The sequence below is a fragment of the Acrocarpospora pleiomorpha genome (genome assembly GCF_009687885.1).
Lineage (GTDB): Bacteria > Actinomycetota > Actinomycetes > Streptosporangiales > Streptosporangiaceae > Acrocarpospora > Acrocarpospora pleiomorpha.
On sequence record NZ_BLAF01000072.1, the window covers coordinates 38,773 to 54,158 of the forward strand.

12 protein-coding genes are annotated in these 15,386 nt (G+C 69.5%); 10 read left to right on the plus strand and 2 right to left on the minus strand.

All coding sequences use genetic code 11. The annotated features are described in order from the left end of the window. The first annotated feature begins 148 nt into the window (after positions 1 to 148). From purB to Aple_RS42685, 5 genes are all read left to right on the plus strand, one after another. On the plus strand, positions 149 to 1,570 hold the full coding sequence (gene purB, locus Aple_RS42665) for an adenylosuccinate lyase (RefSeq protein WP_155350478.1): 1,422 nt from the start codon (positions 149 to 151) through the stop codon (positions 1,568 to 1,570). A gap of 60 nt (positions 1,571 to 1,630) precedes the next feature. Continuing rightward, complete coding sequence (locus tag Aple_RS42670) at positions 1,631 to 2,659, plus strand: DUF4037 domain-containing protein (RefSeq protein ID WP_218038786.1); 1,029 nt, start codon at positions 1,631 to 1,633, stop codon at positions 2,657 to 2,659. A gap of 67 nt (positions 2,660 to 2,726) precedes the next feature. Continuing rightward, a complete protein-coding gene (locus tag Aple_RS42675; protein ID WP_155350479.1) occupies positions 2,727 to 3,086 on the plus strand; it encodes a GntR family transcriptional regulator in 360 nt (119 codons plus the stop codon). Next, on the plus strand, positions 3,083 to 3,949 hold the full coding sequence (locus tag Aple_RS42680) for an ATP-binding cassette domain-containing protein (protein WP_155350480.1): 867 nt from the start codon (positions 3,083 to 3,085) through the stop codon (positions 3,947 to 3,949). Before Aple_RS42675 ends, Aple_RS42680 begins: the two co-directional genes overlap by 4 nt. Continuing rightward, on the plus strand, positions 3,946 to 4,656 hold the full coding sequence (locus Aple_RS42685) for a hypothetical protein (RefSeq protein WP_155350481.1): 711 nt from the start codon (positions 3,946 to 3,948) through the stop codon (positions 4,654 to 4,656). The genes Aple_RS42680 and Aple_RS42685 overlap by 4 nt, the downstream gene beginning before the upstream one ends. On the opposite strand, the gene Aple_RS42690 is transcribed toward Aple_RS42685, so the two are convergent. Continuing rightward, the gene (locus tag Aple_RS42690) at positions 4,619 to 5,338 is read right to left on the minus strand and encodes an HAD family hydrolase (protein WP_170321947.1); all 720 of its coding nucleotides are present in this window, start codon (positions 5,336 to 5,338) and stop codon (positions 4,619 to 4,621) included. The two genes, Aple_RS42685 and Aple_RS42690, sit on opposite strands and share 38 nt — an antisense overlap. Before the next feature lie 103 nt (positions 5,339 to 5,441). Between Aple_RS42690 and Aple_RS42695 the strand changes: the two genes are divergently transcribed. Continuing rightward, positions 5,442 to 6,611 (plus strand): thiolase family protein, encoded by a 1,170-nt coding sequence (locus Aple_RS42695; RefSeq protein ID WP_155350483.1) that lies wholly within the window; start codon positions 5,442 to 5,444, stop codon positions 6,609 to 6,611. Between the two features lie 426 nt (positions 6,612 to 7,037). On the opposite strand, the gene Aple_RS42700 is transcribed toward Aple_RS42695, so the two are convergent. After that, complete coding sequence (locus tag Aple_RS42700; RefSeq protein ID WP_155350484.1) at positions 7,038 to 8,180, minus strand: tyrosine-type recombinase/integrase; 1,143 nt, start codon at positions 8,178 to 8,180, stop codon at positions 7,038 to 7,040. 101 nt (positions 8,181 to 8,281) lie between these two features. On the opposite strand from Aple_RS42700, the gene Aple_RS42705 reads away from it, so the two are divergent. The 4 genes from Aple_RS42705 to Aple_RS42720 form a co-directional block, all read left to right on the plus strand. Further along, positions 8,282 to 8,779, plus strand: a complete 498-nt coding sequence (locus Aple_RS42705; protein ID WP_218038787.1) for a cupin domain-containing protein — start codon at positions 8,282 to 8,284, stop codon at positions 8,777 to 8,779. Positions 8,780 to 9,761: 982 nt separating this feature from the next. After that, a complete protein-coding gene (locus tag Aple_RS42710; RefSeq protein ID WP_218038788.1) occupies positions 9,762 to 10,913 on the plus strand; it encodes a sugar phosphate isomerase/epimerase family protein in 1,152 nt (383 codons plus the stop codon). Between the two features lie 108 nt (positions 10,914 to 11,021). Further along, positions 11,022 to 14,336: a PQQ-dependent sugar dehydrogenase gene (locus Aple_RS42715; protein WP_155350485.1), complete on the plus strand. Its 3,315-nt coding sequence runs from the start codon at positions 11,022 to 11,024 to the stop codon at positions 14,334 to 14,336. Positions 14,337 to 14,677: 341 nt separating this feature from the next. Then, a partial coding sequence (locus Aple_RS42720) for a hypothetical protein (RefSeq protein ID WP_155350486.1) occupies positions 14,678 to 15,386 on the plus strand: 709 nt, incomplete at its 3' end.

The following is a 15,386-nucleotide window of genomic DNA, read 5'->3' on the forward strand; positions in this document are numbered from 1 at the left end:
TGACCATCGGTCACGCGGCCCCTCTGCTTTATTGATCTACTTTGTAAAGTAGGCGGCTTGGTCGAAAATCGCACCTCAGCAGGCAAAACCCTCAGCTAGGACGAGGCGGCGATGCGGGTCGCGGGGAGCGGCGATAGGCTGGGGCAACGTGACCAAGCCGCGTATTCCCAATGTCCTGGCCGCTCGTTACGCCTCCGCCGACCTGGCTCGGTTGTGGTCTCCCGAACACAAGGTGGTGCTGGAGCGCCGCCTGTGGGTGGCCGTGCTGAAGGCCCAGGCCGATCTCGGGGTGGCGGTGCCGGCCGACGCCATCGCCGCGTACGAGAAGGTCGTCGATCAGGTGGATCTGGCGTCGATCGCCGCGCGGGAGCGGGTGACCCTGCACGATGTGAAGGCGCGGATCGAGGAGTTCAGCGCGCTGGCGGGGCACGAGCAGGTGCACAAGGGCATGACGTCGCGGGATCTGACCGAGAACGTCGAGCAGTTGCAGATCCGCGACAGCCTGCTGCTGGTGCGGGACCGGATGGTGGCGATGCTGGCCCGCCTGGGCCGGCTGTCGGCCGGGTACGCGGGCGTGGTCATGGCGGGCCGCTCGCACAATGTGGCGGCGCAGGCGACGACGCTGGGCAAACGTTTCGCGTCGGCGGCCGACGAGCTGCTGGTGGCGTACGCGCGGCTGGAGGAGCTGATCGCCCGCTATCCGCTGCGCGGGGTGAAGGGCCCGGTCGGGACGGCGCAGGACATGCTGGATCTGCTGGGCGCGGATCGGCTGGCCGAGCTGGAGGACCGGGTGGCGGCGCATCTGGGGTTCGCGGAGCGGTTCGTGAGCGTGGGCCAGGTGTATCCGCGTTCGCTGGACTATGAGGTGCTGTCGGCGCTGGTGCAGCTGGCGGCGGCGCCGTCGTCGCTGGCGAAGACGATCCGGTTGATGGCCGGGCATGAGCTGGTGACGGAGGGGTTCCGGGAGGGTCAGGTCGGTTCGTCGGCGATGCCGCACAAGATGAACACGCGCTCCAGTGAGCGGGTGAACGGCCTGATGGTGGTTTTGCGGGGGTACGCCGCGATGGCCGGGGAGCTGGCGGGGGATCAGTGGAACGAGGGGGATGTGTCGTGTTCGGTGGTGCGCCGGGTGGCGTTGCCGGACGCGTTCTTCGCGTTCGACGGCCTGGTCGAGACGATGTTGACGATCTTGGATGATTTCGGGGCTTTCCCGGCGGTGATCGAGGCGGAGCTGGACCGGTACCTGCCGTTCCTGGCGACGACGAAGATGTTGATGGCGGCGGTGCGGGCGGGCCTGGGCCGGGAGTCGGCGCATGAGCTGATCAAGGAGCACGCGGTCGCGGCGGCGCTGGCGATGCGGGTGGACGGTGCGGGCAACGACGTCCTGGACCGGCTGGCGGGTGATCCGCGGTTCCCGCTGGACCGGGCGGCGCTGGAGGCGTTGCTGGCTGATCGGCTGTCGTTCACGGGGGCGGCGGAGGCGCAGGTGGCGGCGGTGGTGGCCCGGGTCGAGGCGGTCGTCGCGGCGCGTCCGGAGGCGGCTGCCTACACGCCGTCGGCGATTCTCTGATCGGTTCACGCCGGGGGAAAACCAGGTGAGCGGGCGAAGGGGACGAGGCACAGTTGGTGCATGATGTCCAGTTTCGTTCCGGGTCTTGAGTTGTCGAGGGCGTTCTATCGCGAGGTCGTGGGGCCGCTGCTGGGCGAGGTGGCGCATGGGGCGGCGCTGATCGGGCCGGGCTCCGAGGTGCTGGGTTTCGACACGGCCCGGTCCGCTGATCACGATTGGGGTCCCCGGGTGCTGGTGTTCGTGGCGCCGGGGATGGTGGAGGGCGTGCGGGAGCAGGTGTGGTCCCGGCTTCCGGCGGAGTTCGGCGGATACCCGACGGCGTTCGGTTCCGATCGCCATCCGGTACGGCCCGGCGTGGAGGTGGCGGAGTTCGGGCCGTGGGCGCGTTGCCAGCTGGGCTTCGACCCGCGGGGTGAGATCACGGTGGAGGATTGGCGGTCGGCGCCGTGGCAGCGGCTGGCGGAGCTGACCTCGGGTGAGGTCTTTCATGACGGCCTGGGGGAGCTGGAGGCGGCGCGGGCGGGGTTGCGCTGGTATCCGCCGGATGTGTGGCGGTATGTGCTGGCGTGTCAGTGGGTGCGGATCGCGCAGGAGGAGGCCTTTCCGGGGCGGGCGGCCGAGGTGGGGGATGAGCTGGGGTCGTTGTTGTCGGCGGGTCGGCTGGTGCGGGATCTGATGCGGTTGTCGCTGCTGATGCGGCGCAGGTATCCGCCGTACGGGAAGTGGCTGGGGAGCGCGTTCAAACGGTTGAGCGGGTCGGCGGAGCTGGGGGAGGCGCTGAGCGCGGCGCTGCGGGCGGGGGACTGGCGGGCGCGGGAGGAGCATCTGTGCGCGGCGTACCGGCGGGTGGCGTCGGTGCAGAACCGGCTGGGGCTGGCGGAGCCGGTGGAGGGGTCGGTGCGGCCGTTCTTCGCGCGGCCGTTCCGGGTGATCGGGGGGATGCGGTTCGCCGAGGCGCTGATGGGGGCGGTGTCGGATCCGCGGGTGCGGGAGTTGCCGCTGGTGGGGACGGTGGATCAGTTCGCGGACAGCACGGACGCGCTGACGCGCTCGGATCGGGCGCGTTCGCTGGCGGCGGCGGTGCGTTGACAGCGGTCCGGCATGACTTCTATGGTTCATTAGTAGAGTAATGAACCAATGAGGCGGGCGATCCAGCGTGTTCGATGACCGGAGCCCGATCTACCGGCAGATCGCCGACCGCATCAAGGCCGATGTGCTGAGCGAGACGCTGAAGGGCGACGAGCAGGTCATGTCCACCAACCAGTACGCGGCCTTCTATCGGATCAATCCGGCCACGGCGGCCAAGGCGTTCCAGCAGCTCGTGGACGAAGGCGTCCTGTACAAGAAGCGAGGTATCGGCATGTTCGTCAGCCCGGACGCCCGGGAGAGCCTGCGGGCCGCCCGCCGGGAGAGTTTCTTCGCGGAGGTGGTGGATCCGATGGTGGCCGAGGCCAAGGCGATCGGCATCCCGCTCGGCGAGGTCGTGGGCCGGATCAACGAACTGGGGTCACGATGAGGGTCGAGGTGCGGGATCTGGTCCTGCGGTACGGCGAGACGACCGCGCTGGACGGCATCACCCTGTCCCTGGCCGAGCACAAGATCTACGGCCTGCTGGGCCGGAACGGGTCGGGCAAGACGAGCCTGCTGTCGGTGCTGGCGGGCTTCCGCCGCGAGTCCGAGGGCGTGGTCCGGGTGGACGGCGCGCCGGTCTTCGAGCACGCGCCCGTCACCTCCCGGATCAGCCTGATCCGCGACGCGGGGGAGACCACCGACATCGGCACCGTCGAGGACGCGCTGTTCTTCGCGGAGTGGCTGCGCCGCGACTGGGACGCCGGATTCGCCGACACCCTGCTGGAGCGGTTCGCGCTGAACCGCAAGATGACGGTGAAGACCATGTCCAAGGGGCAGCGGTCGGCGCTTGGAGTGATCATCGGGCTGGCCGGGCGGGCGCCGCTGACCATGTTCGACGAGTCGTATCTGGGCATGGACGCGCCGTCCCGGCAGGCGTTCTACGACGTGCTGTTAGCCGACTACATGGCCCGGCCGCGGACGATCATCATGTCCAGCCATCTCATCGAGGAGGTGAGCCCGCTGTTCGAGGAGGTCGTGATCATCGACGCGGGCCGGGTGGTGGTGCACGAGGAGGCGCAGGCGCTGCTGGCGCGCGGCACCGCCGTGACCGGCGCGGCCGCGCCGGTGGACGCGTTCACGGAAGGGCTGACCGTGCTCGGCAGCCGCCAGCTGGGGGCGACGAAGTCCGCGATGGTGTACGGCGTGCTGGACGATGCGCGGCGGCGTGAGGCCGCGGCGGCGGGCCTGGAGCTGGGGCCGATCGACATGCAGGACCTGTTCGTCCACCTGACCGGAGGCCCCCGATGAGGTTCCCGACCCGGCTACTCGCGGCCAATCTCTTCTTCGCCGCCCTGCTGTGGGCGGGCTATCTCGTGCTGATCGCGCTGATCACACTGGGCATCTCCATCTTCGGCGAGGTGAGCGGCAGCGTGTGGGAGCCGGCCGGCCAGCTGCCCCGCTGGTACGTGCTGTTCACCGGGGTGACCCTGGTGCGCGAGTACCTGCCGATGTACATCGCGCACGGGCAGACGCGCCGCCAGTTCGGCGGCCAGGCCGCGATCACGATCGCGCTGTTCGCGCCGGGCGTGGCGGCGCTGATGACGGCCGGTTACCTGCTGGAGAACGGCCTGCACGCGCTGGCGGGCTGGCCGCAGGGGCTGAGCCGCCCGCATCTGTTCGCGTCCACCTCCCAGGTCGGGCTGATGTTCACGGAGTACACGATCGAGTACCTGGTGTGGGCGACGGCGGGCGCGCTGATCGGCGCGGGCTTCTACCGCTGGCAGGGCGGCGGGTTCCTGACGATCCCGGTGGGGGTGGCGCTGGTGCTGGTGGCCGCGGGGGCGACCGGCACCGAGCTGCGGATCCCGTTCGTGTCGCGCCTGTTCGGCTTCGACGTGGATCTGCCGCCGGGCCTGCCGGTGACGCTGGGGGTGGGTCTGGGGGTGTTCCTGCTCGGGCTGGCGCTGACGTGGCCGATCATCCGTGATGTGCCATTGCGAAATCAGCAGGGGTGAGCAGGGCCGGCAGGTCGGTGAGGGTACGGATGGCGGGGATGCCGGGCGGGGGCGCGCTGGTGCCGTACCGGTCGAGCCAGATGCCGTGCATGCCGACCCGGGTGGGGCCGATGGCGTCGAGGTTGAGGTTGTCGCCGACGAGGGCGACCTCGTGGGGGGCGAGGCCGAGTTTGGCAGCGGTGGCCAGGTAGCAGCGGGGGGAGGGTTTGAAGTGGCCGCCGAGGGAGTCGGGGGTCAGGACCGGGTCGAGGCGGTCGAGCAGGCCGAGCCGCCGGAGTTTGGCCTCCTGCTGGACGGGCTGGCCGTTGGTGAGCACGCCGAGGGTCAGCCCGGTGCCGGACAGGGCGTCCATGACGGGATAGGCGTCGGGGAATGCCTGCCAGGCGGCCTCGTAGCGCAGCAGGAACTCGCCGTAGGCCTCGTCGAGGTCGGCGGGGACGGGCAGGCCGAGCTGGTCGCAGTAGTCGCGCAGGCGGCGGCGGCGCTGCTCGCCGAAGGAGCATTCGCCCTTATGCCAGGCGGGCAGGTGCTTGTCCTCCAGGCGCAGCCACAGGGCGGGGCCTTCGGCGAGGAGCGGGTGGCAGGGGGAGAGCGCCGCCGTCCACGAGGTCACCGCGGCGGCGACGGCCGTGCGGTGGTCGAAGAGGGTCTCGTCCAGGTCGAAGAGGATGGCCCTGATCATGTCTGCCATCCTGGGCAACGGCTGTTACGGCGGAGTTTCCGCGATGTGAAACCGGAAACCCCGCCGTTTGCCACCCGTTAGGCTGCAAGTTCAGGAGGAGCCTGTGGAACCGTACATCATCGACGCCGTGCGCACCCCTTTCGGCCGCAACCGCGGCGGGCTGTCCGGCGTGCGCGTCGACGACCTGGCCGCTCACCCCATCACCGCGCTCATCAAGCGCCACTCCGGCCTCGACCTCACCCGCGTCACCGAAGTCGTGTACGGCAACAGCAACGGCGCCGGCGAGGACAACCGCAACGTCGCCCGCATGGCCGTCCTGCTGTCGGGGCTGCCGGAAACCGTCCCCGCCGTCACCGTCAACCGGCTGTGCGGGTCCGGCGCCGAAGCCATCGCCCAGGCCGCCCGCCTCATCAGGACCGGTGAGGCCGATCTGGTCATCGCCGGGGGAGTCGAAGGCATGAGCCGCTCCCCCTACGTGCTGCCGCCCATCGACCAGGCGCTGCCCCGCGACCTGACCCTGCTGCCCACCACCATCGGCTGGCGGATGGCCAACCCCGCCTTCCCCGCCCACTGGATCGAATCCCTCGGCGCCTCAGCCGAACGTGTCGCCACGGAGAAGGGCATCGGCCGCGCCGCCCAGGACGACTGGGCGCTCCGCTCCCACCAGCGCGCCCACGCCGCCTGGCAGAACGGCCTCCACGACGACTTCGTCACCGACTGCGCGGGTCTCACCCGCGATGAGTCCATCCGCCCCGGCACCACCGCGGCCGCCCTCGCCGGTCTGGCTCCGGCGTTCACCGCGACCGGCACCGTCACCGCGGGCAACTCCTCACCCATCAACGACGGCGCCGTCGCCGTCCTGCTCGGCTCCGCTCAGGCCGCCGCCGACCTCGGCGTCACCCCCCTCGCCCGGATCGCGGGCTCCGCTGTGGCCGCCCTCGCCCCCGACCGGTTCACGCTGGCCCCCGTCTCCGCCATCCACGCCGCCCTCGCCCGCACCGGCCACACTCTGGCCGGCGTCGACGTCGTCGAACTCAACGAGGCGTTCGCCGCCATGGTCCTGTCCTGCCTCGACGAACTCCCCGGCCTCGACCCGGACCGCGTCAACCCCAACGGCGGAGCCATCGCCCTCGGCCACCCCATCGGCGCCTCCGCCGCCCGCGCCGTCGTCGACTGCGCCCGCCACCTACGCCGCACCGGCGGCGGAACCGGCATCACCGCCGCGTGCATCGGCGTCGGCCAGGGCATCGCCCTCGTCCTGGAATCCCCGTGACTGGAATCCCCGTGAGCCGCAACGACCACGTGACCAGCACGCCGCCCGCGCCCCGGCCGTGGGCGACGCGCTTCCCGCCGCCGAAGACCTCACCGAGATCACCCGAGGCCGTCTTCCCGCCCTGCTCGGCTTCCGCTGGCCCCGCCCCTGACCACCTCCCAGACACAGGCCCAGCCGACCGGCTCACTCGCTATAGCCTCGTATTGCGCCCACGCTAGATAGCCACATCAGCCGCTAGGCCCGGCCACCGCCCCTCCGGGAGGCCACGGATCTTTCGGCCTGAGCGTGGATTTCGCCGGTCCGAGCGGATGTCGAGTTCTGTGGTGAGCAAAGTGGTGAGTTCGGTTGCGGCGACGGAGGTGACGCGGAAGCCGAGCAGGCCGGGGAGGCGGCCCGCGCGGAGGCGGTCACGGGGTCGGCGTGTCGTCAGCCCCGGTCGCGGTGGGAGCCGGGCGCATCGTCACGGCCCGCGAGATCAGCCGGATCGGCGGCGGACGTCCGTCCCAGCACGCCGTCAGGCGAAGATGCGCCAGTAGCGGACGTCGTCATTGGTGAGGGGCCGCCTGGGCGGGCGGGACGTAGCAGCGGGTGGGCGCGCATCGCGACCTCCAGTTCGCCCGGCAGTTCGTCGCGGTAGCGGCCGAGGGTGCTGAGATCGCTGTGGCCCAGGACGCGGCGGACCGCGTCCATGTCCGTGCCGTCGGCCAGCAGGTGGGTGGCGGTGGTGTGGCGGAGCCCGTGCGGGGTGACCGCGCGGCGGCGGTCGGGGTCCACCCGCTCCTGCACCCGATCGATGACCGCTTGGACGTCGCCCCTCGCCAGGCGTCTTCCGCGCCAGGACAGCAGTAGCGCCTTGTCGGGGACGGGCGGGCGCGCGTGCAGGTAGGCGGTGAGGGCGGCGGCGACGTCGCGGGGGAGTGGGACGTCGCGGGTCCGGCCGCCCTTGCCGAAGATGCGCCAGTAGCGGACGCCGTCATTGGTGTAGAAGTCCTCGACATTGGCGCGCACCAGCTCCGACACCCGCGGCCCCAGCGTGGTCAGGAGCAGCACGATGAGCGCGTCTCGCAGGTCGGTTCGCTGGTCGCGACGGCGCGGCCTGGCCGGAGCGGCGGGGGAGCGGGCCGCCCCGATCAGACCCTCGGCCTGTTCCTTGGTGAGGGCACGGCGTTCGGGACGCAGCCCGCCCCGCTCGCGGGCCACCACGGTCGCCGACGGCATCGGATTCAGCTGCACCCAGCCCGCCAGCGCCGCGTGTTTGAACATCGCCGACACCGATCGCCGGAACCTCGCCTGTGACGACGCGCTCTGGGCCGCCTCCGGGCCCGAGGTCGACCGGCGTTCGTCGGGTTTGCGGGCGAAGGCGAGCAGGATCGCGTCCACATCCTCGCCCGACAGATCGTCCAGGATCCTGTCCGGGCCGGAGAGCCGCACGAATGTGGCCACATCCCGCGCATACACCTCGCCGGTGCCCGCGGACAGGGCGCCGGTCACCATCTTGGCGCGGACCAGCTCCACATAACGGTCCGCGGCCTCCTCAACGGTCAGCCGATTCACTTCACCCGGGCGCATGACCCGAGACGATAGCGACCCCCACCGACATTTCCCGGCCGCCCGCCGCCGCCCGCCCCGAGGGCGTCCAGGCACAATGGAGAAGATCGACACGAAGGGGGATGAGAGTCGTGACCTATCCGGATCCGCGTTACCTCGGAGACGGCGGCGAGATCAGCGCCACCTACCGCCCCACCGACCAGCGGCCCGACATCGACTACGGCTCCGGCAGCGCCGCCCACTACCTCGCCACCGGCGCCACCACCAACGGCAAGTTCGGCCTCTACCGGTGGGAGATGGGCCCCAATCCGACCGGCCCCGCGCCGCACTTCCACCGCTCGATCAGCGAATCCTTCTACGTCCTCACCGGCACCGTACGCATCTTCGACGGCACCCGCTGGATCGACACCGGCCCCGGCGACTACATCCACGTCCCCGAAGGCGGAATCCACGGCTTCCGCAACGAATCCGGCGCACCCGCCTCCATGCTGCTGCACTTCGCACCCGGCGCCCCCCGCGAAGGCTACTTCGAAGGCCTCGCCGAATTCGCCGCCACCGGCCGCCCCAGCCAGGAGGAACTCACCGAGTTCTACTTCCGCCACGACACCTTCTGGATCTGACAGTTCTTCCTGCCGGTCAGCTGGGCCAGAGGATGTCGAACACCCACCCGCCGTTCCCGGTCGGACCGGCACGCGCGATGGTCCCGTCCGGGCCGGCGACGGCGCTGTACTCGCCGTTCGCCAGGGCAATGCTCGACCGCTGGGGGAGCCGGCGTCAATTCAGCTCATCGGGCCGCGTTACCGTGAGGACGTCTGCCCGCGGGCGGCGCAGGTTCTGGAGGATCGGCCCCGCACATTCACGCCGATCGCAGCGCGGCCGGCCGGGCAGCTCGCCCACGTCTGAACGCGGGGGGATTCATGCGACACCATGGCTATGGCCTTCGAGCTGCGGGCACTCCTCGGGCCGACGAAACGCCACAAAACGGGCGGTCGTGAGCGGGGGAGGGACTGTCTTCGGGTGATCGAGCGACGGGTTATCCGGCCGGACCGGGAACCGCCCCCGGCGGCGATCGTGTCGTATCCGCGTCCGGGCGCGATGGAGGAACCCATCGCGCCCGGACGCGAGAGGACCGGACGGGTCATCCGGAAAACTCGGGCCGGGGTGGCATTCCCTGAAGCCCACCGTCTCGGCGCGACGGTGGAAGGGACCGAACCGAATCTTCCAGAAGACGAGGGACGACAGGGGACATGGTTGAGGTGCGTTCCTTCACCACGGATACATCGGATGTTTTGTTGGCGTAACCGCACATGTCCTACACATTTCGTGACAATAGATACCACTTTTGATTTTTGTCAACAGAAGTCTGCCGATTCGTGACCAAAATTGGCTCGATGTGACGTTGTACTGCGGATATGACCCAGAGTGACATGAGCATTCCCCTGCGTACCGACCAAGGCGGGGATGACGGAACCATTGACCCCGTTCTAGTCACGTAGTAACAATGTGATCGCTCGGCTCAACAGCGGTGGCATGCTCGCGGGCTTGACATGAATCACAGTGACGTGATCGGCGCACGCGTCCCTCGATCGAAAGGGAGTAAGCGTGAGCGACACGCATGCCCGAGAAGACTCGCTCCGCCGTAGCCTCGGACTCAACCGACGGCAGTTCATGGCCGCGACCACCGGGATGGCCGCCGCGGCGGCCATCCCGCTCGCCCTTCCCGGCGCGGCCCAGGCCGACCCAGCTCCCGTACGAGACGAGCGGAGCGCCCTGGTGCCCGCGTCCCAGCGGGGCATCATCCTCTACACCGTTCGTGACGCCATCAGCCGCAACCCGCTGACCAGCCCGCTCCCATCCGGCTTCCGCAAGGTGTTCGAGGCGCTCTCCGCGATCGGGTACGCCCAGGTCGAGTTCGCCGGCTACACCCAGAACGCCAACTCCGAAGGCGGCGCCAACCTCGAGACCGTCGAGGGCGCCCAGTTACTCCGTACCTGGCTGGACGACAACGGCCTGAAGGCCCAGGGCAACCACGGCTTCATCCCCGGCTCGTGGCCGCTCAGCCAAGCCGATCTGGACCGATTCCAGCGAACCCTGGAGATCGCCAACATCATCGGCATGCAGCACATCGGCACCGGCAGCGACCCCACCAGCAGCAACTTCAAGGCCGACTGGGACGTCGCGATCGAGAAGTGGCACGCGCTCGGCCAGCTGGCCCAGGCGGCCGGGCTCAAGCTGTACACCCACAACCACGACGCCGCCTACAACTTCCTGCTGGACAGCGGCCCGCTGGACGCGCAGGGCCGGCCGACCCGCTCCTCCGGCATCCGCAAGCTGGAGTACTTCCTCAGCCAGACCGACAAGCACCTCATCTTCCTGGAGATGGACCTGTTCTGGGCGCACGTCGCGCAGTACAAGCACACCCTCTTCACCGCGCCGGACGGATCGGTCCAGACCGACATCTTCGATCCGTTCACCCTCGTCCGCGACAACCAGAAGCGCTACCCGCTCTTCCACGTCAAGGACGGCAAGCTCAACCCGGCCACCGCCAACGGCTACGACATGGTTCCGTTCGGCACGGGTGACATCGGCTACAAGGAGTTCTTCAACCGGGTCAAGATCCGGGACAAGCACCACCCGATGTACGAGCAGGACAACGCCCCCGGCGGAACTGCCAACCCGGCGCAGTCCCTGGACTTCGCCCGGCTGAGCTACGAGAACTGGGCGGCCATGAAGGAAGACCGCTTCTACGAGTAAGCGCGTCACCGGTCACGTTTGATGCCGGACCGCCATGCGCATCCGCCGTTGCCCCCGGCGGGCGTGGCGGTCCGGTCCTGATACTCCTCGCCTAGGAGAAGTACCTTCATGCAGCGTACCCGAAAGGCGCTGGGCGTCCTGGTGACAGCTCTGGCGCTCCCGTTAAGCCTGCTCGCGGTGCCGTCCCCGGCCGCCGCCGCCGAGCCCGCGACCACCTGGTCGAACTACGAGAAGATCACCCTCACCAAGAACGTCGGCGAGCCGATCGACCTGGCCGTGCTGCCGGACCGCCGGGTCCTGCACACGGCCCGCAACGGCGACATCCGCCTGACCGACCCCGCCACCGGCGTCACCACGGTCATCAACACCATCCCGGTCTACGCCAACTCCGAGGACGGCCTCCAGACGATCGCCCTCGACCCCGAGTTCGCGACCAACCAGTGGGTGTACGTCTACTACGCCCCCCGCACCATGACCGCGCCCTACGTGGAGACCACCCCGACCGGCTCGGCGCCCAACTCGCTCCCGGCTGGCCAGGACGAGAGCTACTGGGACCAGTGGAAGGGCTACAACCAGCTCTCCCGGTTCAAGTGGACCGGCTCGGCCCTCGACCTCGCCACCGAGCAGGTCATCATCAAGGTCGAGACGCAGCGCGGGCAGTGCTGCCACGTCGCGGGTGACATGGACTGGGACGCCGACGGCAACCTCTATCTCGCCACGGGCGACAACACGCCCGCCGGCACGCCCGGCGCCAGCGGCTACGCGCCCAACAACGACGCGCCCGGCATGAACCCCGGCTTCGACGACCGGCGCGGCGCGGGCAACAGCAACGACCTGCGCGGCAAGATCCTCCGGATCAAGGTGCAGGGCGACGGGTCGTACACGATCCCGGCCGGTAACCTGTGGCCGCCGGGCACCGAGAAGACCCGGCCTGAGGTCTTCGTGACCGGCGTGCGCAACCCGTTCCGGATGGACGTGGACGCACAGGCAGGAACCGTCTCGTGGGGCGACTACGGGCCCGACGCCGGATCCGCCAGCCCCACTCGCGGGCCGCTCGGCTACGTCGAGTGGAACGTCACCCCGATCACCAAGCCCATGAACAGCGGCTGGCCGTACTGCACGGGCGACAACTTCAACTACAACAACTGGGACTTCGCGACCTCCCAGCCGCGCGAGTGGTTCGACTGCGCGGCGGGGCCGACCAACACCTCCCGGTTCAACACCGGGCTCGCGCAGCTGCCGCCCGCGACGCCCGCCGACCTCTACTACGGAGACAACAACACCCACCAGCCCGCGGAATGGGCCGGCTTGGTCGACTTCGAGTCGGCCGGCGGCCAGGGCCCGATGGGTGGCCCGATCTACCACTACGACGCGGCCAACCCCTCGACGTCGAAGTTCCCCGAGTACTGGGACGGCAAGGCGTTCTTCGCCGAGTTCTCCCAGGACTACCTGGCGGCCTTCACGATCGCCGGGCCGGACGGGCCGGTCACCAAGCTGGAGCACTTCCTGCCCAACAGCGCGCTGCGCACCGCCGCCCAGCCGCTCACCGACAGCCCGATGGACATCGAGTTCGGCCCCGACGGCTCGCTCTACGTCCTCGACTACGGCGACGGCTTCTTCCGCGCCAACCCCGACGCCGGCCTCTACCGGATCGACTACAGCCCCGACAACAAGACACCGCAGGCGAGGATCACCGTCGACAAGGCCTCGGCCAGCGCGCCGCCGCTGACCGTGCAGTTCGACGGCTCCGGGTCGACCGACACCGAGCCGGGCACCCTCACCTACGAATGGGACGTCGACGGCGACGGCGACTTCGACGCCACCGGAGCCACCACCAGCCACACCTACGCCACCCAAGGCCAGTACACCGCGCGGCTGCGGGTCACCGACTCCGGCGGCCGGGCCGGCCTGACCTCGATCGAGATCACCGTGGGCAACACCGCGCCCGTGGTGACCGTGACCACGCCGCCGAACGGCGCGTTCTTCGACTGGGGCAACGCGATCCCGTACCAGATCACGGTCAACGACGCGGAGGACGGCAACACGCCGGTCTGTTCGCGGATGCAGTGGACCTTCGGGCTCGGGCACGACACCCACGCCCACCCGGAGACGCTGGGCACCGGCTGCTCGGGCACCTGGCCGACCCCGGTCAACGCCCCCGATCACGGTGAGACCGAGAACATCTTCGGCGTCGTCGTGGTGCAGTACCGCGACAACGGCGCGGGCGGCATCCCGGCCGCGCTGGGCGAGGCCAGCCTCGTCCTCAACCCCAAGCTGCTGCAGGCCGAGCACGCCGACCAGCTCAACGGCGTCACCGACACCGACGACGACGGCGCCTCCGGCAAGGGCAAGATCACCTCGTTCGACCCGGGCGACTCGATCGCGTACGACCCGGTCAACTTCGTCGGGGTGAACTCGATCCAGACCAAGGCCTCCGGCGCGGGCACGCTGTCGCTGCGCTGGAACTCGGCCACCGCCGATCCGTTCGCCACCGTCAGCATCCCCGCGGGCTCGGGCTGGCAGACGGTGAACACCTCGCTGGCCGGCGCCCCCACGGGCAGCGGCAAGCTGTTCGTCACCTCCACCGGTGGCGTCGAGGTGGACTCCTTCACCTTCTCGGGTGACGGGGTGGGCGACAAGACGCCGCCGACCGTGACCGCCACCACCAACCCGGCGGCGCCGAACGGCGCCAACGGCTGGAACACCGACAACGTCACCGTGACGATCAACGCGACCGACAACGGCGCGGTCGCCAGCCGTCAGTACTCCCTCAACGGCGGTACCACCTGGTTGAACGCCAACAACCCGGTGACACTGAACACGGAGGGCACCCACGAGGTCAGCTACCGGGCCACCGACACCGCGGGCAACATCTCGCCGGTCGGCACCCTCACCGTGAAGATCGACAAGACCGCCCCGGTCCTGACGGTCAGCGGGGTGGCCGAAACCGCCTACGGCGACTCGGCCTCCATCACCCCCGTGGCGACGGCGACCGACGCGACATCGGGCGTGGACACCGTCACGCTCGCCGTCGACGGCCAGCCGGTCACCTCCGGCACCGCGGTGCCGCTGTGGAAGCTGCCGCTGGGCGCGCACACGCTCACGGCCACGGCTAAGGACAAGGCGGGCAAGACCACCACACAGTCGGTGGCCTTCACCACCACCACGTCCTACGCCGACCTCACCACGCTGGTCAACCGCTTCAGAGACAGCGGAAACATCACCGTGAACGGCGCCAATAAGCTGCTCAATAATCTTGAGGACGCTCAGTACAGCCTGAGCAAGAACAAGCCGAGAGCGGCCAGGGACGAACTCGTGCGATTCATCGAGAATCTGTCCAAGCGCGGCTACGTCAACAACGCGGAGGTGCGCGCGGCACTGGCCAGAGACGCCCAGGCGCTGATCGACCAGCTGCACTTGTAACCGACAGCGGGGGAGGGCCGTCCAAGGCCCTTCCCCGCCCCACCCTGTACGGCGGCTTTCCGAACGGATTTCCATTCATTCCGGAAGACGGATGATCATGGTATTCCGGCCCAGGGGAGCGGTCGCGAGATCAACGCCCAGCTGCCGCCAGGGCTTGCGACGCAACCATCGACCACAACGGCTCACCTTCGGACGTCACGGCGGGCCGGAGGCAAACAAATCGGCTCGCCCTGTCGTCTCAGGGGAGTGGAAGAAAACGACGCGCCGATTCGCCGCTGCGGTCCCGCGCACGACGCCGACCTCATCCGGGAAGCTCTGGTACGGCCCTCGGGAGAGCCCCGATGAAGAAGGCTCACCGGTTACGGCTGCTGGGCGTTGCCGCCGCCGCAGCGGTCGCCCTGGCCATGTTGTCGCTGGTTTCCCCGGATCGTGTCCGCGTCGCCACCGGCGTCCCGGGTCTGCCCCCTCCGCTGAAGGATGTCTGGCCGGAGGCGGTCCACGAACTCCCCATGAGGTTGCCGGACGGCAAGCCGTACCAGCCGATCCTTTTCCTGGACCGGGACAGAATGCTGATCAAAGTAGAGAAGGCCGGGCTACTGGCCTCCTACGACCTGCGCACCGGCGAAGTGAAAGACCTGGTCCGTCTCCAGACGGAGATCCCCGCCTCCGATTTCACCCTCGGGTCCGGGACCATCGTCTGGTGGACGAGCCGCCTCGACCGCGACGGTCGGGTGGTCGACATCTGGACCGCCCCGGTCACCGGCGGAAAGGCGACCCTCCGCGCGAGCGCCCGGCCCGACGCAATCGTGAAGGACCCCAGACTCCAGGTGGCGTCCTCGGCCATGGCGAGCACGGACTCCTTCACCGGCCTGTCCGTGGCAGGCGAGAACATCTACTGGTCCAGCGGGAACGCCGGCCTCTGGCGGCTCCCACTGACCGGCGGCGCGCCCCCGGCCACGGTTCCCGACACCGCCGGATACCACCTGCTCTCCTATCCATGGATGGGCCGCCCCGACCACTGGGGCAGACCCCTCCCACCCAGCCCACCCA

Bases quoted from the DNA above. Each gene is read 5' to 3' on its own strand.
- Aple_RS42670 (WP_218038786.1), top strand. From the start codon at position 1,631: ATGATGTCCAGTTTCGTTCCGGGTCTTGAGTTGTCGAGGGCGTTCTAT.
- Aple_RS42680 (WP_155350480.1), top strand. From the start codon at position 3,083: ATGAGGGTCGAGGTGCGGGATCTGGTCCTGCGGTACGGCGAGACGACC.
- Aple_RS42685 (WP_155350481.1), top strand. From the start codon at position 3,946: ATGAGGTTCCCGACCCGGCTACTCGCGGCCAATCTCTTCTTCGCCGCC.
- Aple_RS42690 (WP_170321947.1), bottom strand. From the start codon at position 5,338: ATGATCAGGGCCATCCTCTTCGACCTGGACGAGACCCTCTTCGACCAC.
- Aple_RS42700 (WP_155350484.1), bottom strand. From the start codon at position 8,180: ATGCGCCCGGGTGAAGTGAATCGGCTGACCGTTGAGGAGGCCGCGGAC.
- Aple_RS42705 (WP_218038787.1), top strand. From the start codon at position 8,282: ATGAGAGTCGTGACCTATCCGGATCCGCGTTACCTCGGAGACGGCGGC.
- Aple_RS42715 (WP_155350485.1), top strand. From the start codon at position 11,022: ATGCAGCGTACCCGAAAGGCGCTGGGCGTCCTGGTGACAGCTCTGGCG.